Annotated in this window: 18 protein-coding genes; 16 read left to right on the plus strand and 2 right to left on the minus strand. The window is 45.5% G+C overall.

Features of this window, described 5'->3' with window-relative positions:
• Positions 1-3 precede the first annotated feature (3 nt).
• The 7 genes from glp to RL70_RS17255 are packed head-to-tail and all read left to right on the plus strand — an operon-like array spanning position 4 to position 5902.
• Positions 4-1260: a gephyrin-like molybdotransferase Glp gene (glp, locus tag RL70_RS07010; protein WP_039042754.1), complete on the plus strand. Its 1257-nt coding sequence runs from the start codon at positions 4-6 to the stop codon at positions 1258-1260.
• A complete protein-coding gene (mobB, locus tag RL70_RS07015) occupies positions 1257-1766 on the plus strand; it encodes a molybdopterin-guanine dinucleotide biosynthesis protein B (protein WP_039042693.1) in 510 nt (169 codons plus the stop codon). Before glp ends, mobB begins: the two co-directional genes overlap by 4 nt.
• Positions 1753-2199 carry a molybdenum cofactor biosynthesis protein MoaE gene (locus RL70_RS07020; RefSeq protein ID WP_039042694.1) on the plus strand — a complete coding sequence of 149 codons (447 nt, stop codon included), beginning with the start codon at positions 1753-1755 and terminating at the stop codon, positions 2197-2199. The genes mobB and RL70_RS07020 overlap by 14 nt, the downstream gene beginning before the upstream one ends.
• Positions 2196-2429, plus strand: a complete 234-nt coding sequence (moaD, locus tag RL70_RS07025; RefSeq protein WP_039042695.1) for a molybdopterin converting factor subunit 1 — start codon at positions 2196-2198, stop codon at positions 2427-2429. The genes RL70_RS07020 and moaD overlap by 4 nt, the downstream gene beginning before the upstream one ends.
• A 4-nt stretch (positions 2430-2433) precedes the next feature.
• The gene (locus RL70_RS17250; protein ID WP_052245827.1) at positions 2434-2988 is read left to right on the plus strand and encodes a molybdenum cofactor guanylyltransferase; all 555 of its coding nucleotides are present in this window, start codon (positions 2434-2436) and stop codon (positions 2986-2988) included.
• A gap of 4 nt (positions 2989-2992) precedes the next feature.
• Positions 2993-4009, plus strand: coding sequence for a GTP 3',8-cyclase MoaA (gene moaA / locus RL70_RS07035; RefSeq protein ID WP_039042696.1), 1017 nt, complete (start codon positions 2993-2995; stop codon positions 4007-4009).
• Between the two features lie 36 nt (positions 4010-4045).
• Positions 4046-5902, plus strand: a complete 1857-nt coding sequence (locus tag RL70_RS17255; protein WP_052245828.1) for an SEC-C metal-binding domain-containing protein — start codon at positions 4046-4048, stop codon at positions 5900-5902.
• A 539-nt stretch (positions 5903-6441) separates the two neighbouring features.
• Here RL70_RS17255 and RL70_RS07045 read toward each other — a convergent pair.
• Both RL70_RS07045 and RL70_RS07050 read right to left on the minus strand, forming a co-directional pair.
• Complete coding sequence (locus tag RL70_RS07045; RefSeq protein WP_039042697.1) at positions 6442-7236, minus strand: TIGR00266 family protein; 795 nt, start codon at positions 7234-7236, stop codon at positions 6442-6444.
• A gap of 62 nt (positions 7237-7298) precedes the next feature.
• Entirely contained in the window at positions 7299-8207 is a 909-nt protein-coding gene (locus RL70_RS07050) for a TetR/AcrR family transcriptional regulator (RefSeq protein WP_052245829.1), read from the minus strand.
• A gap of 173 nt (positions 8208-8380) precedes the next feature.
• On the opposite strand from RL70_RS07050, the gene RL70_RS07055 reads away from it, so the two are divergent.
• The 9 genes from RL70_RS07055 to RL70_RS07095 all read left to right on the plus strand — a co-directional run bounded on the left by RL70_RS07055 (position 8381) and on the right by RL70_RS07095 (position 20277).
• Positions 8381-9928, plus strand: a complete 1548-nt coding sequence (locus RL70_RS07055) for a DHA2 family efflux MFS transporter permease subunit (RefSeq protein ID WP_082003347.1) — start codon at positions 8381-8383, stop codon at positions 9926-9928.
• 499 nt (positions 9929-10427) lie between these two features.
• Positions 10428-11906: an aldehyde dehydrogenase family protein gene (locus RL70_RS07060; protein WP_039042698.1), complete on the plus strand. Its 1479-nt coding sequence runs from the start codon at positions 10428-10430 to the stop codon at positions 11904-11906.
• 15 nt (positions 11907-11921) lie between these two features.
• Positions 11922-13088 (plus strand): saccharopine dehydrogenase family protein, encoded by a 1167-nt coding sequence (locus RL70_RS07065; protein WP_039042699.1) that lies wholly within the window; start codon positions 11922-11924, stop codon positions 13086-13088.
• Between the two features lie 26 nt (positions 13089-13114).
• A complete protein-coding gene (locus RL70_RS07070; RefSeq protein ID WP_039042700.1) occupies positions 13115-14314 on the plus strand; it encodes an acyl-CoA dehydrogenase family protein in 1200 nt (399 codons plus the stop codon).
• A gap of 46 nt (positions 14315-14360) precedes the next feature.
• The gene (locus RL70_RS07075; RefSeq protein WP_052245830.1) at positions 14361-15629 is read left to right on the plus strand and encodes a serpin family protein; all 1269 of its coding nucleotides are present in this window, start codon (positions 14361-14363) and stop codon (positions 15627-15629) included.
• Positions 15630-15814: 185 nt separating this feature from the next.
• Positions 15815-16918 carry an NAD/NADP-dependent octopine/nopaline dehydrogenase family protein gene (locus RL70_RS07080; RefSeq protein WP_039042701.1) on the plus strand — a complete coding sequence of 368 codons (1104 nt, stop codon included), beginning with the start codon at positions 15815-15817 and terminating at the stop codon, positions 16916-16918.
• Between the two features lie 158 nt (positions 16919-17076).
• Complete coding sequence (locus RL70_RS07085; protein ID WP_039042702.1) at positions 17077-17646, plus strand: TetR/AcrR family transcriptional regulator; 570 nt, start codon at positions 17077-17079, stop codon at positions 17644-17646.
• 66 nt (positions 17647-17712) lie between these two features.
• The gene (locus RL70_RS07090; protein WP_231567246.1) at positions 17713-19917 is read left to right on the plus strand and encodes a YhgE/Pip domain-containing protein; all 2205 of its coding nucleotides are present in this window, start codon (positions 17713-17715) and stop codon (positions 19915-19917) included.
• A gap of 60 nt (positions 19918-19977) precedes the next feature.
• Entirely contained in the window at positions 19978-20277 is a 300-nt protein-coding gene (locus RL70_RS07095; RefSeq protein WP_156137936.1) for a hypothetical protein, read from the plus strand.
• Positions 20278-20362 lie beyond the last annotated feature (85 nt).

Below are 20362 nucleotides of genomic sequence, written 5' to 3' on the forward strand. Positions count from 1 at the left end.
CTTTTGGTGGAGATGAGAAAGCCGATCCCAGTAGCTGAAGCAGTAGCGCAAGTAATGAGTCACGTTCAACGATTAGGAACCGAATCGATTTCATTGGAACAGTCTATGAGCCGTATTTTAGCTGAACCGATTGTTGCCCGCCATAGCGTACCTCCGTTTGATCGATCACCTTATGATGGTTTTGCTATCCGAGCGAAAGACAGTGAAGGGGCATCAGGTGAACATCGTGTGCCATTTACGGTTATTGGTGAGATTGGCGCGGGTTACGTAGGAGAACAACCTGTGGGATCTCACGAAGCATACAGAATTATGACAGGTGCTCAAATACCTGAGGGCGCAGACGCTGTTGTAATGTTTGAACAGACGGTTGAAACGGCAGAAGGCTTTACAGTGAGGAAATCATTTGAATCTGGGGAAAACATCTCTTACAAAGGAGAAGACGCTGCGGAAGGAGAGTTGCTTATTGCAGCAGGAACTCTCATTCATGCAGGTACGATTGCATTGCTTGCGACTTTTGGATATGCAGATGTAGCGGTTTATCGGCAGCCAGTCATCGGGATTTTGTCGACAGGAACAGAGTTGTTGGACGTATCGGATGATTTAGTGCCAGGTAAAATCAGAAACTCTAATGGCCCTATGGTGAAAGGGCAATTACAGCGACTAGGCGTACCATTTAGATCATATGGCACTTCTTCAGACGACTTGGATGCATGCACAGAAGTGATTGAGCGTGCGTTGCAAGAAACGGATGCACTAATTACAACAGGTGGTGTTTCAGTCGGAGATTTCGATCATTTACCTGCAATCTATGAACGGTTAGGCGCAAAAGTGTTGTTCAACAAAGTTGCCATGCGCCCGGGAAGTGTGACGACGGTTGCAGTCCTAGGAGACAAGTTCTTGTTCGGACTTTCGGGTAATCCATCTGCTTGTTTTACAGGGTTTGAATTGTTTGCACGTCCTGCCTTACTTTCAATGATGGGATGCACGGCACCATACCTGCCCTATTTAAAAGTCAAATTAGCAGAAGATTTTACAAAACCGAATCCGTTCACTCGATTTGTCCGCGCGGTTTGGCAAATGACTGAGAAGGGTGTAACGGCAGCTCCTGCAGGATTCAATAAATCCAATGCAGTGTCATCGATTGCGAGAGGAAACTGTCTAATTGTATTACCAAGCGGTACGCGAGGGTATTCTACAGGCGATGAAGTGGACTTATTGCTAATTGGCGCTGAACAAGGTGTGGAGGATTGGGTGCTATGAAGACCCTCCATATTGTTGGCTATAAAAACAGTGGAAAGACGACTCTACTAGAACGTTGGATCAGTGTTGTGAAAGCGAAAGGGCTCACGGTCGCTGCGTTGAAGCATCATGGCCACGGGGGACAGATTGAGCTGCCTTCAGCAAACACGGATACCAGCCGCTTTTTCGATAAAGGCGCGGATGCGACACTAGTGGCAGGTGGTGGCAGTGCTCAGCTTTTATTGAACAATGAGCCCTCCTTTGGAGCATTAAAAGCGCTAGTTACATACGATTCACCAGACGTGTTGCTGATTGAAGGCTATAAGGATGAGCGCGGCGCGAAGGTTGTTCTCGTTCGCAGCTGCGAAGACTGGGATACATTGCAAGAACTTGAAGGAGTTCAGCTTGTTATTGGAGAGGTTGCGCACAGTGAATACTCGATTATCAAAGATCGCGGTGATTCGATGCAACTCGATAACTGGTTCACGGATTGGCTGAATAAGGAGGATCATTATGAAACCATTTGAAGTAGTGGAAGCACCGATTGATGCGCAAGTATACTCCAATTACGTCCTGCATGCGGGTGCAGGCGCGGTCACGTTGTTCACAGGGCACGTTCGGGAATGGACCCACGGCGTACGGACGGTCTATTTAGCTTACGAAGCTTATGTACCAATGGCAGAAAAAAAACTTGCTGAAATCGGTGCGGAAATGGAAGCAAAATGGCCAGGGGTCAAAGTTGCGATTGCGCATCGCATCGGGGAATTGCACATATCGGATATTGCAGTCGTGATCGCCGTTTCATCTCCGCATCGAAAAGCAGCTTACGAAGCAAATGAATATGCAATTGAGCGCATTAAAGAAGTTGTTCCAATCTGGAAAAAAGAGATTTGGGAAGACGGCGAAGAATGGCTAGGCGCCCAAAAGAAATATCCTGACAAAGGAGTGGATTCTGTATGATTAGCATTCAATATTTTGCCAGACTTAGAGAGCTTGCTGGAAAAGGTCAAGAAACGCTGGACCGTGAGCAGATGACGGTGCAAGAACTGTTGGACTGGGCTGAAGAAACCTATCCCGGGTTTGGAAAAGACGATATTCAAGTGGCGGTGAATGAAGAATATGCACTTCCTGAAGACGTCATTCATTCAGGAGATGAATGTGCTTTCATTCCACCAGTCAGTGGAGGTTGATGTCATGATTGGTATCGTATTAGCAGGGGGTCAGTCGAGACGGTTTGGTTCAACAAAGGCATTCGCAACTTATAATGGAAAGTGCTTTTACGAGTATACGATTGCAGCGTTAACGCCCCATTGTACGGAAATTATAGTCGTTGCTAGACCAGAAGACGTTGACCGGTTTCCTAGTACATTGCATGTCGTCACGGATTTGCAGGAGTTTGCGGGACAAGGTCCTCTCGCAGGGGTTTTAACGGGAATGAATACCATTCAAAGTGATTGGTATGCGGTGCTGCCGTGTGATGTTCCGTTTGCAGATGACTCGATTATTCGGAAATTAATGAACCATAGGGCGGGCAATATGTCCGTTGCGATTGAAGAAATCGGCAAGTTACATCCGCTGCTCTCCATTTGGAGCAAGGAGGCGGAACCGATGATCCGCTCTTCGCTCGAGATGGAGAACCGAAGTGTCCGACCACTCATTCATCATTGGGTGGATGGACAGGTGTTATTGGAAAAGAAGCCATCGCTTTTTGATAATGTAAACAGGCCTGGACAACTTGAGGGGAGATGACAACATGGAGCCAATAACAGATAAGTTTGGTCGTCCGATTCGTGACTTGAGAATATCCGTGACAGACCGCTGCAACTTTAGATGCTCCTATTGCATGCCGAAAGAGATCTTTGGGGACGATTATGTGTTCCTCCCAAAAAGTGAGTTACTGTCATTTGAAGAAATTGAAAGGCTCGCGCAACTTTTTGCGAAGATGGGCGTGAAGAAGTTACGGTTAACGGGTGGAGAACCACTCATGAGACGAGGACTTCCTGAACTTGTAGGGAAACTGATGCAAATTGAAGGAATTGAAGATATTGGCCTCACGACAAACGCCGTTTTACTCGGTCAATATGCAAAGCCTTTATATGACGCTGGCTTACGCCGGTTGAATATTAGTCTGGATGCACTGGATCCGGAGTTATTCGGGGAGATGAATGGCCGGGGCGTAAAGCCTGAAGTCATACTTAAAAATATCGATAAGGCTCACGCTTTAGGGTTTACTATAAAAATGAACATGGTCGTGAAAAAGGGGACCAATGAGCAAGAAATCTTGCCCATGGCTCAATACTTCAAAGAGCGCGGTATCACGTTACGATTCATTGAATTTATGGATGTTGGAAATGACAATGGTTGGAGTTTTGAGAAGGTCGTGACGAAGAAGGAGATTTTGGAACGTTTGCAAGCTGTCCATGATCTTGAGCCGGTTGAGGAAGAGTATTATGGAGAAGTGGCGAAGCGATGGCGCTATAAAGACAATGGAGCCGAGGTTGGTTTCATCACATCGGTATCCGAGTCGTTCTGTTCAACGTGCACACGTGCTCGTCTTTCGTCTGAAGGTAAGTTATTTACGTGTTTGTTTGCGTCAGAAGGATTCGATGTCCGCGCGCTTATTCGTGAGGGTGCTACAGACGAAGAACTTGCTGCAGCTGTAACGGGCGTATGGGAAAACCGTGCAGATCGTTATTCGGATGAACGTACGGAACAAACGGTGAAAAATCGTAAGAACAAAAAGATTAACATGAGTTATATCGGGGGCTGACCAACAGCCTCCTTAAATAGTCGGGGGGATTTGAACATGACTGGAAGAAACGAACCATGCCCATGCGGCAGTGGGAAAAAGTATAAAAAGTGCTGTGGGAAAGTTGGCGATGATCTGCTTAGTGCTGTCGTCAATGAAGAGCTCGACCGTATTCTTAGTCAATTTTTCGATACATATCCAACAGGGGACAAGCGGGAATCCATGATGCGTCTCATGCGTCAGTGGGCTGAAAAACTCCGTGGCAGTTGGGAACCGGCACATATAGAAGAGGCGGCTTCTGAATTTTATTTATTCATAGAAGACAATGCACAATGGAAAGAGTATATCCGCAAGCAACAAATCGCTGCGGCCCGTGGAACGGTACAGGACGTTCTTAAGAAGTGGGAAGAGCCGTTTATGCTACTTGGTGAAATTACAGCGGCGAAGCCAAATGCGTTGGAGATTACAAAGTTATTGACTGGCGATGTAATTGAATTGGCGCGCATCGAAGGGATGCCTGCAGATGAAGGTACATTAGTGTTTGGCGTTGTACTTCCGGATACCCGCCGTGGTGACAAGTCGATCGCACCGGTTTCATCTATGCTGTTTTTAGCTAAATGGAGCAAACAGACGAAAAAATCATTGCTTGAGCTATGGGAGAAATCATCTGATCAGTCGCCTGCAGATTTCGTCCGCAAGCATACGCTTGAAATCTATGAACTGCTCGTAAAACGCAGTATGGCTTCGATGAATGAAATGATTGAAGATGTACTCGCACCGGCGCAGTTGACTGCATTGAAGCAGCTTGACGAACATCTTGCGAAAGCAGATGAGCCTGCAGATGTCAGAGAAATGCTTCAGAAATTGGCGGTTGCATACTTTTTGAACACGGAAGTTGTAGGGGATGCTGAACTGGATGTGTCTGCGTTTGTACAGGCATCGCTTCAAGTCGGTCAATCATTATCACTGGTCAAACAAGAGACTACGCTTGAACCGGCAGAAGATACGGACGCGGTTGACCGTTTCTCGAAAGAGTTGAGAGAGTTATATGATGCGATGATGACAGACGGAGATGCTGCAGCCGCTGCTATCTACGAGATTGGTACAGACCCAAGACCAACAGAATCGGAGTTGTGGGAAACCGCGATGACGACTTCAGGTGTTGTTGAACCTGAGCGACGTCCAGGGGTGGATGAAGGACGTGCACAGCGACTTGCTTATGAAGCGTTTGGCGCAGAAGACGAAGAAACGCGCCGGAAATTAGCCGATTCTGCGTTGTCCATTGTACCGGACTTGTCTGATGGGCTATTGCTAAAAGCAGAAACGGAAAAGGACATAGAGAAGGCGAGCGAGCTTTATGAGCGGGCAATCCGAGAGGCGAGTAAACGTTTTGAAGCGGGCGAGAATCCGTGGCAAAACATTCCGAATCGACCGTTCATGCGTGCTGCATTTGCATACGGTACGCATCTGTTCATGCACGGAGAGTTCAACGAAGCCGCCGAGGTGTTCTTGGATCTCGTCCGCATGAATACGACAGACAACCAAGGAGCTCGCTATGAAGCGATTGCTTCGCTGATCCACGCTGGACGCTTCAATGAAGCAGGAGAGTTATTAGTTCGCTACGAGCGCGGTTCTGAAAATGATGCCACGTATTTATACTTGGATTGGAAGTTCGAAAACGAAGCATCTGGCGGCGAGTCTGAAGAAGAGGCAGATATTCTGAAGAAAGCATCTGCAGCAAATGGCAACGTCATGCACTTGATGGCGTTCCGTGCTCAAACGATTGAATATCCACGCCAACAGCGTCTCGAACCTGGCAGTAAAGAGGAATCGCGCTATATTTGGTTGTTGTTGAATGGACCGAGTGGTTTGAAGGAAACATTGGAAAAAAGTAAACAAGGCGCTGCCAATTAATCTTTTATGATGGGGAATGGGTGAAGGAAAGAGTTCGAATGAGGCGTGCGAAGTGCTCATAAAACCTCGGGAAGTGATCATAAAGCTGGGAAACTGCTCTTAAACTTGAGAATGTGATCATAAAGTGTGAAAAGTGCTCATAAACTCAGATATGTGCTCATAAACTATGAAAAGTGATCAAAAACTCAAAAATATGATCATAAATTCAGTAGGCACACCAGCTCAATCCTGAATATACAAGATCAAAGCAATCAACCGAAAAAATAAGCGAAGCGCCACCAATTAATCTCCTTCCCATTGGGGAATGGGAGATAGGTATCAAAAAAGGTACTGCAAACTGGCAGTGAAGAACGTGAAAGATTTGATTGGTAAAGTGCACTAAGTGCAAAACCTCTTCTGACAGTAGACGTTTAGTGTGTCGTCCATCGTGAATGACATGGAGTGCTCATAAAACTAGGAAACTGCTCATAAATTCCAATAAACAGTCAACAGAAAAAGCTGTCCGCATTTGCGGGCAGCTTTTCGTTATCATCTAAAACTCATTTTCCACCTAATAAATCGAACAATCCACCGGCGACACTACCTTCGCCTTTAGAACTGCCTCCTGGCACTTGAGGAGCGGAAGCGAATACCCGGCTCGCAAGACGAGAGAACGGAAGTGATTGAATCCATACAGTTCCTGGTCCGCGAAGCGTTGCGAAGAACAATCCTTCTCCACCGAAAAGTGCAGTTTTCACACCTTTGACCGTCTCGATTGAGTAAACCACATCATGCGTCATCGCAACAAGACAGCCTGTATCGACACGCAATGATTCACCTGGCTGTAGTTTCTTCTCAATGATTGTCCCACCTGCATGTACAAATGCTAGACCATCGCCTTCCAGCTTCTGCATAATGAACCCTTCACCACCAAAGAAGCCCGTGCCGAGCTTCCGCTGAAACTCGATTCCTACAGATACACCTTTAGCTGCTGCTAGAAACGCATCCTTCTGACAAATTATTTTCCCACTATGTTCACTTAAATCCATCGGAATAATCTTTCCAGGATAAGGAGAGGCGAATGACACATGACGCTTTTCGGAGCCAGTATTTGTGAATGTCGTCATGAACAAACTTTCACCTGTTAGCACACGCTTTCCTGCTCCCATGATTTTGCCGAACAATCCACCACCACTGCCGGAACCATCACCGAAGATCGTCTCCATTTCAATGTGGTCTTCCATCATCATGAGCGCACCGGCTTCTGCTACGACAGTTTCCTGCGGATCTAGCTCAACTTCTACAAACTGCATATCATCGCCGTGAATCTTGTAATCGATTTCGTGATTGTTCATTGTCAGTTCCTCCGAGATTCAAATTTGTTACTCAGTTATACGTTATTGACAGGGGGAAGGTTTCAATTATTTGTGCGGCATGAACCTTTTGCGCGAAGATCTTTCACTACTTTAATTTGGCAACACAACTTAGAGATTTTATCAGCATAAGTTGTAGTGGAATAATGTGCTAGGAACGAAGTCGTAACGGATTCCAGAATTGTTGGACCACTATTTCCAGTAACGAGTTCTTCCAACAGAAACGTTATATATTCTATTCCTTTTTCTTCCCGGTCCTTCTCGAAACGAGTAAGCATGGTACGTAAATCACTCATTAACACTTCTTTAGCATCTTCATTGTCCGCGTACGTTAACTTTTCTAGAAGAGCCTTTCCGAGCAACTTGTCACCACTCGATATCATTCCGGCCATAATATCATCAAGCCGTCGAATGGCAAATGGAACGAGCTGATCATAATGGAATGCATTTTTTTCTCGACCACCAATCTTTACGAAATGATGAATGTGTTGCATCATGCCGACAAGAATCACTGCACCGTCCGCGTTGTATGGTTCGGATTCAGGACCATATACTTCGAGCAATCGCCCTGATAGCCAGGAGATTTCAGAAAGATACTGTTTCTTAACAAAAGATCTCATTTCGTCGTCGTTAGAAAAGAAAACTGCCTCATATATAGGAAGTAAATTACGTTCTCGATCGACATGCGCGCGGGTTACAATTTGCAAGGCGAAAATTGTTTTATCCGTACGGTCTTGCCCAAGAAGTAATTTTCGTCGTCTAGTAATCGATTCTTCATTTGCCATTTCCAAAATTGCTAACAAGCATTCATTCTTAGATGTGAAATAGTTATAAAATGTCCCTTTGGAAATACCTGCTGCATTTAAGATATCTTGAACTGAAGTTGCAACAATCCCTTTTTCTTGAAAAACTTGCTGCGCAGCTAGAATGACTTTCAATTTCCGCTCGTTCATTACATCACCTTTTTGTTAGTTAATATACCGACAGTCTACTATCAAAATGTACATTTATCAATGAAATTCATTCATTAATATTTTTATATTGATTTTTTTGGACTATGAGTATAAACTGTTCTTCATGATGTTTTTTAAGTAAGGAATTAACAGTTAAATGGAGGAATTAATAGATGGAAACTAAAGACCATATTAAGAAAATGCATGAAAAGCCACCGTATGGCATAATCATCATCCTATTCATAGGTGCCTTTGTCGCAATACTAAACAATACATTGCTCAATATTGCGCTCCCTACAATTATGGATGAATTTAAGATAGAGCCTTCTCAAGTGCAATGGTTAACGACTGGCTACATGCTTGTCGGCGGTATTATGATGCCAGCCAGTGCTTTTTTCATTCTCAAATTCAAGAACCGTAATCTATTCTTGACAGCGATGACTCTGTTTTCTTTGGGGACATTTTTGGCGATTATCACGCCGAACTTCGCGTTACTAGTAGCAGCACGGATGATCCAAGCAGCGGGTGCCGCTTTGCTTATGCCACTACTAATGAACGTTATGCTCGTTGCCTTTCCAATTGAAAAACGCGGGCAGGCACTTGGCTATTTTGGACTCGTCATGTTTACGGCTCCTGCGATTGGACCGACTCTCTCAGGATTCGTCGTTGAACACTACTCATGGCGTGCGTTGTTCATCATCGTCTTGCCAATCGCATTATTTACAATCGTGTTTGCAATGATTAAACTTCGTAACATCACACCAAACAAACCAGTGAAAGTGGACACTTTTTCAATTTTCCTTTCAAGTATTGGATTTGGTGGCTTGTTGTACGGCTTCAGCTCGGCAGGAAGTAAAGGATGGACGGCACTTGAGGTCCTTGGTCCGATCATCATCGGAGCCATCGCTCTAGTCGTATTCGTTACGCGCCAATTACGGAAATCAGAACCAATGCTCGACTTCCGTATCTACAAACATCCGATGTTTGCCTTGTCTTCTGTAATTTCAGTTGTCGTATCAGTGGCGATGTTCTCAGGGATGATCCTGACACCACTTTACGTACAGAGTGTGCGTCACATTTCACCACTCGATTCTGGATTGCTCATGTTACCGGGTGCAGTTCTCATGGGATTCATGTCCCCGATTACAGGGAAGTTGTTTGATAAATACGGACCAAAAGGACTCGCGATTACGGGTCTTTCAATTACAGTCCTTACAACATATATGCTCAGCCAGCTTCAAATGGATACAGGTTATTACGAATTGATGGCCATTTACACAGCTCGGATGTTCGGACTCTCGATGGTTACAATGCCGATTATGACGAATGGTATGAACCAGTTGCCAATGGCTTCAAATCCACATGGTACGGCGATGAACAGTACCGTTCAGCAAGTGTCCGGTGCGATTGGTTCCGCAATTTTATTAACCGTGATGACGAAACGCGCTGAATCGTCTGGTGCCCAAATCGCGCAAGATGCAGCCGCTTCAGGGAATATCCCGACGGATGCAGCAGGATTGGCAGCATTCAAAGTGCAAGTAGGTCAGCAAGCCCAAATGGAGGGTATTAACCATTCGTTCTTCATCTCCACGATAATTGCTGGAGTGGCGCTTGTCTTAACGTTCTTCATCAAACGTGTCAAACCACCGCAGTTCAGTGAACAAGCAATGACTGAATCACCAGCTGAAGCACGAGTTGAAGCACCACTAGATAACAAATAAGCATAATCGAAAGCCCTTTACTGGAAAAAACTCCAGTAAAGGGCTTTTTGAATGGAATCCGTTCACGGGATAGCTGAACAATACCATTTGATGCTCATAAACCTTGAAAAGTGCTCATAAGCTCGTGAAAGTGATCATAAATCTTGAAAAGTGCTCATAAGCTCGTGAAAGTGATCATAAACCTTGAAAAGTGCTCATAAGCTCGTGAAAGTGATCATAAATCTTGAAAAGTGCTCATAAGCTCGTGGAAGTGCTCATAAATCGTGAAAAGTGCTCATAAGCTCGTGAAAGTGCTCATAAATCGTGAAAAGTGCTCATAAGCTCGTGAAAGTGCTCATAAACCTTGAAAAGTGATCATAAACTTGTGAAAATGCTCATAACATGAATAGTGGGATCAGAATCTTCGAAATACAAATGAAAGGAAATATCTAGTTGCTGTCGAATAGAGTATGAAAGGGCTTACAAATCTATCAACCTATTTGGAGAGGGGAATGCAGCAATGAAACTGAACAACTACATCAATGGACAATGGGGAACAGATACAGGAGCAGACTATACAGCAGTAAAAAACCCAGCGAACGGAAAAACAATTGCAGACGTGCGTCTATCTACAGCAGATGACGTCACCCAAGCAGTCGCAGCAGCGAAAGCCGCTCAAAAGAAATGGGCACGGGTTCCTGCACCTAAACGGGCAGATTACTTATATGAAATAGGACGCATCATGATAGAAAAGAAAGAGCATCTTTCTCAAGTACTCACAAAAGAAATGGGGAAAGTCATAGAAGAAGCGCGCGGTGAAGTCCAAGAAGGCATCGACATGGCCTATTATATGGCAGGCGAAGGCCGCCGTCTCTTCGGTGAAACAGTGCCATCTGAACTTGATAACAAATTCGCGATGAGTGTCCGTGCGCCAATCGGCGTCGTCGGGTTGATCACCCCGTGGAATTTCCCGGTTGCGATTGCCACTTGGAAATCGTTCCCTGCAATCGTTGCGGGCAACACATTCATCTGGAAACCCGCGACTGAAACACCGATGATGGCGTATGAAATGGCACTCATCTTTGAGGAAGCCGGCTTGCCTGCCGGGGTGGCCAACGTCGTATTCGGAAGCGGCGGCACAGTTGGAACAGCGATGATTGAGCATCCGGATGTCCGTGTTGTTTCATTCACCGGCTCAACGGAAACAGGGAGACGTGTCGCGGAACTGGGCGGTCGTCATTTGAAGAAAGTCTCGCTTGAAATGGGCGGCAAAAACGCGATTATCGTCATGGACGACGCGGACATTGACCTCGCAGTTGAAGGCATCCTTTGGAGCGCGTTTGGTACCGCGGGTCAGCGTTGCACGGCATGTAGCCGGGTCATCGCGCATACGGATATAAAGCAGGAACTTGAGCAGAAGTTGCTAGAAGCCATGAAAGGCTTGACGATTGGCGATGGGGCAGACGAATCGAACAAAATTGGTCCTGTCATTAACGCAAAATCACTCGAGAAAATCAGCTATTACGTCAACGTTGGAAAAGAAGAAGGAGCAAAACTACTGGCAGGTGGAAATACGCTGACAGAGGGTCATTACACAGGTGGACACTACTTTGAACCGACACTCTTCACAGACGTTGCGGCGGATAGTCGCCTTGCACAAGAAGAAATCTTCGGACCTGTCATTTCGCTCATTGAAATCAGTAGCTTAGAAGAAGCAATCGAAGTGAATAACAGTGTGGTATATGGCTTGTCCAGCTCAATTTTCTCAAGAGACGTCAACAAAATTTTCCAAGCACAACGTGACCTTGATACAGGAATCGTCTACGTGAACGCTGGAACAACTGGTGCGGAGATCCACTTGCCATTTGGCGGAACGAAGGGAACAGGAAATGGCCACCGGGACTCAGGCGTTGCGGCGCTTGACGTCTTTACTGAGTGGAAGAGCATTTACGTTGATTTTAGCGGTAAGTTGCAGCGGGCCCAGATCGATAACAACTAAAAGGAGGATGATTGGATGAAAGTCGTCGTATTAGGTGCAGGGTTAATGGGTAAAGAAGCCGTTCGAGACTTGGTGAAAAATGATGAGGTGACAGCTGTCTATTTAGCGGATCAAGACGTTAGAAAAGCAGAACATTTTGCAGATGAACTCTTGTCCGACAAACTCAGTATTTTAGTACTCGATGCTCGTAATGAATTGCAATTGAGTGAAGTCATTTCACTCGGTGACGTCGTTATCAATGCACTGTTCTATACATTCAACGAGCAGGTCGCAAAACTCGCGATTGCAGCTGGCGTCCATAGTGTAGATCTCGGCGGACACATCGGTGGTGCGACAGATGCGGTTCTACAAATGAAAGAACAAGCAGAAGCACGTGGCGTCACGCTTATCCCAGATCTAGGTGTCGCACCTGGGATGATCAACATCCTAACAGGTCATGGGGCTGCTAAATTGGATAAAGTCGAGTCCATCCGCTTGTTTGTTGGGGGCATCCCCGTCAATCCAGAACCTCCACTTAACTACAACATTGTGTTTTCATTAGAAGGCGTGTTTGACCATTACACGGATTCTTCACGTGTGATACGAGACGGAAAAGTTCTAGAATTGCCGTCACTCTCGGAAATTGAAACCGTTCATTTTGATGAATTCGGCGACATGGAAGCCTTCCATACATCAGGCGGAACTTCCACACTTATAGAATCATTCCCGGACGTTCAAACGCTTGAGTACAAGACACTACGTTATCCAGGTCACGCAGAAAAGTTCCAATTGCTCGTAGACCTTGGCTTGTTATCACGTGAATCGACCATCCAAGTTGATGGAAAACCGTTACGTGTTCGCGATGTCATGCGTGAGCATCTCACACCCCAAATGCTGCTTGGTGACAAAAAAGATGCCGTCTTGCTACGCGTTCTCGTAAGCGGGGAAGCTTCCGGCATGACAGCGACTTATAAGTATAACATGACTGTAACCAAAGATATTGATATGAATGAAACCGCAATGGCTCTTGCGACTGCGAATACGATTTCCGTTGTCGCACAAATGATTGGTGGAGGTACCATTACAAAACGTGGCGTTTATCCACCTGAATCGATCGTTCCAGGAGATCTCTATATTGAAGAGATGGGCAAACGCGGCGTCCACATTACGGAAACTATTCACACCGGTGAAGCCGCACTTTAATTTGCGGGATGCAAGGAGGAATAGAGATGGACTTCAACTTAACGGAAGAACAGCAGTTGCTGCGTAAAACAGTGAGACGTTATGTCGATGATCGAATCCTACCGAATATCGCAAAATGGGATGCAGAAGGCGGTTTCGATCCCGTGGTCTGGAAAGAACTTGCAGACCTCGGGTTCATGGGTACATGTATTCCAGAAATTTATGGTGGTAGCGGCATGGACTATAATGCACTCGCTATTCTTTGTGAAGAACTGGAACGCGGGGATACCGCGTTCCGAACCGCGGTATCCGTTCATACGGGGCTGAATTCGTTGACTCTGCTGCAATGGGGAACGGAAGAACAGAAGCAGAAGTATTTGATTCCCCAAGCTAAAGGAGAGAAAGTCGGCGCGTTCGGACTGACGGAACCTGGTGCAGGATCCGACGTGGCTGCGATGGTTTCTACCGCTGTCCATGATGGCGAAGATTATGTGCTAAATGGGCAGAAAACGTGGATTTCACTATGCGACAGTGCGGATCATTTCCTCGTCTTCGCCTATACGGATAAATCGAAAAAACATCACGGGATTTCTGCGTTCATCGTCGAGCGTACGATGTCCGGATTTTCATCCAAAGCCATCAAAAATAAATATGGCATTAAAGCCGGAAACACTGGTGAGCTATTTTTTGAAGACGTTCGCGTTCCTGCCTCCAACTTGCTTGGAAAAGAAGGCGAAGGGTTCAAAATTGCGATGTCTGCATTGGATAACGGACGCTTCACCGTTGCTGCAGGTGCAGTCGGTTTAATTCAGGCGTGTATGGAAGCGAGTGTTACGTATTGTGAAGAACGCAGTACATTCGGAAAGCCGATTGGACAGCATCAGCTCGTCCAGCAGATGATCGCACGGATGGAAGCGGGTTATCAAATGAGCCGCTTACTCGTCTATCGTGCCGGGGAGATGAAAAACGCCGGGCTACGTAATACTCGGGAAACGTCGTTAGCCAAGTGGCAAGCGTGTGATTTTGCCAATCAAGCCGCAGACGATGCGTTCCAAATCCATGGTGCATATGGATATTCAGACGATTATCCGGTCGCGCGATTCTTACGCAACTCAAAAGCACCAGTCATCTATGAAGGAACACGGGAAATCCATACGATCATGCAAGCAGAGTATGTGCTTGGATACCGACAAGACAAGCCTCTTAGCAACATGTTGCCATCTTGGCCATGTGACGAAGACGTGTAACTTGTCTGATTCAAAACCGACTCATCTAGTAAAGGAGATGAGACCAATGTACAAAAAAGCTGTACTCGCAGTGGCAGTCAGTGCTGTGGTTGTCTTATCGGCGTGTGGAATGGTGCCTGCTCCAATGAAAAAAGAAGAACCGAAGCCAGATAAAGTTGCCGTTTCTTTCGGAGAAGACGATTACTTGAAATTAAGCGAGCCGACAAACGAACTTGGAGCGCAACTGGTCACGAAAGCGGAGCCGAATGATGACGGCAATGTATTCGTGTCTCCAGTCAGTCTTTTAATGGCATTATCCATGCTTCAAAACGGAGCGGATGGACAAACTCGCGACGAAATTAAAGATGCGATGCAAGTGATGGGAATGGATACGGAGTCCATCAACCGTGCGAACGCATCATTGTTGGACCACCTCCAACGTTCAGACGAGGAGTTAAAACTCAAGACGGCAAATTCAATTTGGGTGAACGATAGGTTCACGTTGCAAGAAAGATTCAAGCAAATTACACAAGACTACTATTTAGCTGAGGCTCAAGATATGGACATCACCGACTCGAAATCCGTAGATCGCATGAACGAGTGGGTTCAGCAAGCAACAAACGGAAAGATTGACGAAATTGTCCAAGCGCCTCTCGATGATAGCTTAGTTATGTATCTGTTGAATGCTGTTTATTTCAAAGCATCCTGGTCCTATCCGTTCAATGAAAATGCAACAGAAGACGACGATTTCAAGCGCACAGATGGAAATCTTACGAAAGTTCCATTCATGCAATTGAATGAGGAGCTGCCTTATTTGGAAACAGATCAGTTCCAGGCAGTTTCACTCCCTTACGGAGACGAAGGAAAGATGACGATGGACATTTACGTCCCGAAAGAGGGGCAGAATCTCGACGATTTCCTCTTTTCATGGACTACAGAAAACCGTACGAACTGGAAGGGGTCGTTTGAAACACGACTCGGTACAGTCCGTTTACCGAAGTTCCAGCTCGATTATGAAATTCTGCTGAATGATGTGCTTCAGGAATTAGGGATGCGGCAAGCATTTGGTGAAGGCGCGGAATTATCTAAGTTAGTAGTAGAGGATGAAAATCCATTGTTTGTAAGCAAGGTGCTGCAGAAAACCTATCTTTCTGTGGATGAAAAAGGGACAGAGGCAGCAGCCGTCACATCCATCGCTATGGATACGGTATCTGCACCAATGGGAGAACCTTTCCAATTCACAGCGGATAAGCCGTTCTTCATCACAATTCGTGACAAAGAAGCGGACGTATTGTTGTTTGCAGGGAAGATTGCCAATCCTGTACAAGGAGACTAGTAGCTAAAAGTCTCGAAGCCGAGTGGGGTTATCGGGACTTTTTGTCCGCAAAGAACGCTTTGTTTTTAGACAAATCAAGCAAAATAGTTTTTTAATGGAAACTATGATAAAATAGAGTAGTTGAGATCAATCAACATTTTTTTGTTCTACATTGTGAATAATTTCACAAGAAAGGGGAGATATAATTGAATATTACGATTGTTGGTTCAGGACACGGAGGTTCTACCGCGGCTGCTTGTCTAGCGCGCGATGGTCACCAAGTGAGTATGTTGAAGCTAAGCAATCAGCCAAACGAGCACTTTGCTAAATTGGAAGAAACGAAGTGCATCACATTGAAAGAGGGGGGCGAACAGCAAACCGTTCCGCTACATGCTGTGACACGCAATCCTGCAGAAGTTATACCACAAGCAGACATTATCCTCATTTATTACGTCTCGAATTACCACAAGTCCCTCGCGAGCGCCCTAGCTCCACACTTACAGAAGCAACAAACCGTTTACATTTGTCCGGGGTATCTCGGCAGCATTTACTTTTTGAACGAATTGAAACGAATTGGCAGAACTGAAGATGCACCACTATTTGTTGAAGGCGAAACGTTGCCATACAGCTGTAGAATCACAAATCCAGGTGAGGTCACGTTGTATTCAGAGAACTACGGTCATCCGATTGCATCCCTTCCGGCAGATCGAGTTCAAGAGGCATGCCATACGCTAAAACCGATTCTAGGCAACTGCATCCCACGTGAAAATATTGCAGAAGTCGCACTCCACAACCCGAACCTCATTATGCACACAGTCGGGATTGCGCTTAACGCAGCATATATTGAGAACTCGGAAGGTCAGTTTTCGATGTATACGGAAGGATTTACGCCGTCCACTTGGAAAGTGGCACACGAGTTGGATCAGGAAAAAATGGATATGCTTGAGAAAATCGGTTCGAAACGCCGTTCATACATCGAAGAGTTCAAAGTGCGCACATTCACTGATCCTGAAGCCCAGTCAGATGATGAGGCATTTGCTATCTACGCAGACAGTGTTAAGGATTTGCATACAAAATCCGTCAACAATCGGTACATTACAGAAGACGTGCCAATGGGCCTTGGGCTACTTCACTCGCTCGGGAAGCACATCGGTTTGCCGACGCCAGTGGCTGATTCTATTATCACCCTCTCAGGAACCATGGTCGGAGAAGATTATTTCTTAGATGCGCGTTCTATAGAAAAACTCGGTTTCACAACCGCAGAGGAATTGTTGTCATTCATCAATCCTAACAAAACGACTCAAGTTTAATGGAATATAGGAAACGAAGGCGTGACACGTCCTTCGTTTTTTCTTTTAAGAATTTGATCAAAAAACCCTTGCAATCTATTTATAGGGAGCGTATTATAAGGAGTGACCAAATGACCATAATTGAATTACGGTCATTTTACAATGAAAGAGGTGGGCACATGGATCGCAGAACGGAGATTTTGGAAGCCGCTGCAAAATCCTTCTCACTGTTTGGCTACAAAGCGACCACGATGGACCAAGTCGCTAAGATTGCAAACGTTGGGAAAGGTACGATTTACACATTCTTCGCGAACAAAGAAGAACTGTTTAACGCCATTGTCGTCGGAATGATTGAAGAGATGAGGACAGAAGCGGAAGCCGCCGCTATTGAAGGGGCTACATTTGAAGAAAATGCGCATGCTCGTCTTATGTCGATTTTGAAATTTAGAACGACGCACCAACTATACGCCAAACTGATTGATGAAGGAAAAGAAATCCGGACGCCTGCCGTACAAGAAGTCCTCGTAGATATCGAGAAACAGATTGTGAAATTCATTGCTGAGAAAATCCAAAAAGGCATTAATCGCGGTGAAGTCAAACCATGTAATGTTGAAATGGTCGCGTATTTGCTGTTTAAATCGTATATGGCACTCGTTGTAGACTGGGGTAAAACCCACCATCAAGAGTTGGATCAAACCGAGATCATCGATTTACTGAGTAGTACCATTTTCAAAAGTCTCTTAATTTGAGACTTCTTTTTTTAAGAATCAATGACCAGAAATCCAAAGTGGTCAACCAGTCAAGGAGGAGAAAAAATGAAGAAGACGATGACAGGAGCGGAATGGAAGCAGTTATTGCGCACGCGAAAAATGATTGTGCCTATGATTGCAATTTTATTCATACCGGTATTATATGCAGGGATGTTTTTGTGGGCGTTTTGGGATCCATACGCTAACATGGATGCACTGCCAGTTGCGGTTGTAAATATGGATGAAGGTGCCGAATTTGAAGGAACTGAACTCGATCTTGGTAAAGAACTTGTCGACAAACTCGTCGATAGTAAGCAGTTCGACTTCCAAAGTATTTCTGAATCTGAGGCTGAAAAAGGTATCACGAATCAGGATTACTACATGACAATCGAAATTCCGGATAATTTTTCGCAACACGCAACAACTTTATTGGATGAAACACCTGAGAAACTAGCGTTGGTCTACAAACCAAACGAAGGCTTCAACTTCCTCTCTGCACAAATCGGAGAAACGGCGATGGATCGCATCAAAGCGGAAGTGAACGAAAATGTATCGGCCACATATGCGGAACAACTTTTCGACTCCATCAAAGAAATGGGCGATGGATTCGGGGATGCGGCTGACGGTGCAGGAAAACTGCATGACGGTTCTGGCAAGCTTGTTTCAGGAACAGAGGATTTAAAAGGGTACTTGGCACAACTTGCATCGAGTACCGTAACGCTTGCCGATGGCTCTGATCAGTTGAAAAAAGGTGTCATCGAAGCTTCAAATGGGGCATCTTCATTAAATTCAGGTCTTGGAACATTGTCGTCAGGTGTTAGTGAACTTCAAGGCGGCGCTCAAAAAGCATCTGCGGGTGCGAGTGATTTGAATGCAGGGCTGACTCAATACACGCAAGGTGTTGGTAAGCTCGCAAGTAGTTATCAACAGATTGGTGCAAAAGAAAAAGAATTCGGAGCAGGTGTGGGCAACTTAGCTGAAAAATCCGGTTCACTCAATGCTGCAGCTGGTCAATTAACAGGCGGTGCGCAGCAAGTAAATGCGGGAATTGGACAATTGTCTGAACAACTTGCGCCAATTTTAGCTTCACTTCCTGAAGAACAAAAAGCGGCATTGCAAGGTGCCCTTGGTGAATTGAAACAAGGTAGTGCCCAAGTGGCAGGCGGACTTGGTGAGTTATCGCAAGGAACCGCAGCGCTACAATCGGGAGCGAAAGAGTTGAATGGTGCCGCGGGTCAATTAGCTGGGGCACACTCACAGGCACTTGCAGGCGTTAACGAGTTGAACAGTAAATCCGGGCAATTGCTCGCAGGTTCATCAGCACTTGCTGAAGGAAATAGCGCGCTAAATGCAGGTGTGGATAAACTTGCTACAGGCGCAACAGCTGCAAAAGAAGGATCTGGGAAGTTGGTCGATGGTCTTTCTGCGTTATCAGCTGGTTCGAAAACATTAACAGACGGAACAGGAACACTTGCTTCTAAATCTCAAGAACTGGCAACTGGATCCGCAACACTTGCTGACGGAGCGAAAGAATTGAACGAAGGAACAGGCACACTTCAAGAGAAATTGAGTGAAGCGAACGATACCGCTTCTGAAGTGAACCCATCTGACAAAACTTATGATATGGTAGCTGCTCCAGTAGATGTAGAAAAGTCTGCAGTTAATGAAGTACCGAACTACGGAACAGGATTCGCACCTTATTTCTTATCTCTAGGATTGTTCGTCGGTGCGTTGTTACTGTCCATCGTATTCCCGCTTGTTCAACCAGTAATTTCTCCAACAGGTCCGTTCCGCTGGTTCGCAAGTAAAGTGTCTGTGCTTGCAGTGGTTGGGCTCATTCAAGCGCTGATCTCCGTTGTTGTCATTAAATACGCGCTTGGTATGGATACTATCAACACTCCATTGTTCATCCTTACAGCGATCATTACAAGTTACACATTCATCGCGCTCGTACAATTGTTTGTTTCTGTATTCAGTGACGCAGGACGCTTCCTGGCGATTCTCGTCTTGATCATGCAGCTCGTAACAAGCGCGGGAACGTTCCCATTGGAATTGATCCCAGAACCACTTCAGATTTTCAATAAATTCTTGCCAATGACATACTCTGTTCAGGCATTCAAAGCATCAATTTCTACAGGCGACATGACGCATCTATGGACTTCAAACGGAATACTAATTGGATTCATGGTCGTATGTCTTGCGTTGACAGCAGGCTATTTCGCATTGTTGTTCAAAAAACGCCATTCTGCAACAGATGTTGTAGAAGCATAAGAAACGATTCACAACCGGCAGACGGAATAACACGTCTGTCGGTTTTTTGTGGATAAAGATTTGAATGATTTGAAAAGTTATCGACGGGTGACGACGAAGTTATGCCCAATTGGGGATGGAATCGGGGTTATCCACAAGGGATTTTATTTCGATATGTGCAAAATAGATTTTTGGAACGACTTATCCACCTTTGGGCTGGAGAATGAGCCAGATGGAAGGGGGAATCGGAAAGATGTGGGCGGAAATCGGCAGTGTGTCGTGAAGAATCAGCAAGAGCCAGGCATGAATCGGAAACATCGCGCAAAGAATCGGCAAGATGGAAGAATTAATCGGCATCGGGACACAATTCAACTGCGTTAAGGGATTAATTGGGTGCGCTGCGCTTGTTTTTAGTGGGCTATCTCACTATGCTCAGTTTGCATTCTTATCCAATGAAAAAAGCAGC

This window comes from Sporosarcina sp. ZBG7A, from assembly GCF_000813425.1.
In the GTDB taxonomy this organism is placed as follows: domain Bacteria; phylum Bacillota; class Bacilli; order Bacillales_A; family Planococcaceae; genus Sporosarcina.

Coding starts and splice junctions, on each gene's coding strand:
- RL70_RS07090 (WP_231567246.1), top strand. CDS start 17,713: ATGAAGAAGACGATGACAGGAGCGGAATGGAAGCAGTTATTGCGCACG.
- RL70_RS17255 (WP_052245828.1), top strand. CDS start 4,046: ATGACTGGAAGAAACGAACCATGCCCATGCGGCAGTGGGAAAAAGTAT.
- RL70_RS07055 (WP_082003347.1), top strand. CDS start 8,381: ATGGAAACTAAAGACCATATTAAGAAAATGCATGAAAAGCCACCGTAT.
- RL70_RS07045 (WP_039042697.1), bottom strand. CDS start 7,236: ATGAACAATCACGAAATCGATTACAAGATTCACGGCGATGATATGCAG.
- RL70_RS07070 (WP_039042700.1), top strand. CDS start 13,115: ATGGACTTCAACTTAACGGAAGAACAGCAGTTGCTGCGTAAAACAGTG.
- moaA (WP_039042696.1), top strand. CDS start 2,993: ATGGAGCCAATAACAGATAAGTTTGGTCGTCCGATTCGTGACTTGAGA.
- RL70_RS07050 (WP_052245829.1), bottom strand. CDS start 8,207: ATGAACGAGCGGAAATTGAAAGTCATTCTAGCTGCGCAGCAAGTTTTT.
- mobB (WP_039042693.1), top strand. CDS start 1,257: ATGAAGACCCTCCATATTGTTGGCTATAAAAACAGTGGAAAGACGACT.
- moaD (WP_039042695.1), top strand. CDS start 2,196: ATGATTAGCATTCAATATTTTGCCAGACTTAGAGAGCTTGCTGGAAAA.
- RL70_RS07075 (WP_052245830.1), top strand. CDS start 14,361: ATGTACAAAAAAGCTGTACTCGCAGTGGCAGTCAGTGCTGTGGTTGTC.
- RL70_RS07020 (WP_039042694.1), top strand. CDS start 1,753: ATGAAACCATTTGAAGTAGTGGAAGCACCGATTGATGCGCAAGTATAC.
- RL70_RS07060 (WP_039042698.1), top strand. CDS start 10,428: ATGAAACTGAACAACTACATCAATGGACAATGGGGAACAGATACAGGA.
- RL70_RS07065 (WP_039042699.1), top strand. CDS start 11,922: ATGAAAGTCGTCGTATTAGGTGCAGGGTTAATGGGTAAAGAAGCCGTT.
- RL70_RS17250 (WP_052245827.1), top strand. CDS start 2,434: ATGATTGGTATCGTATTAGCAGGGGGTCAGTCGAGACGGTTTGGTTCA.
- RL70_RS07085 (WP_039042702.1), top strand. CDS start 17,077: ATGGATCGCAGAACGGAGATTTTGGAAGCCGCTGCAAAATCCTTCTCA.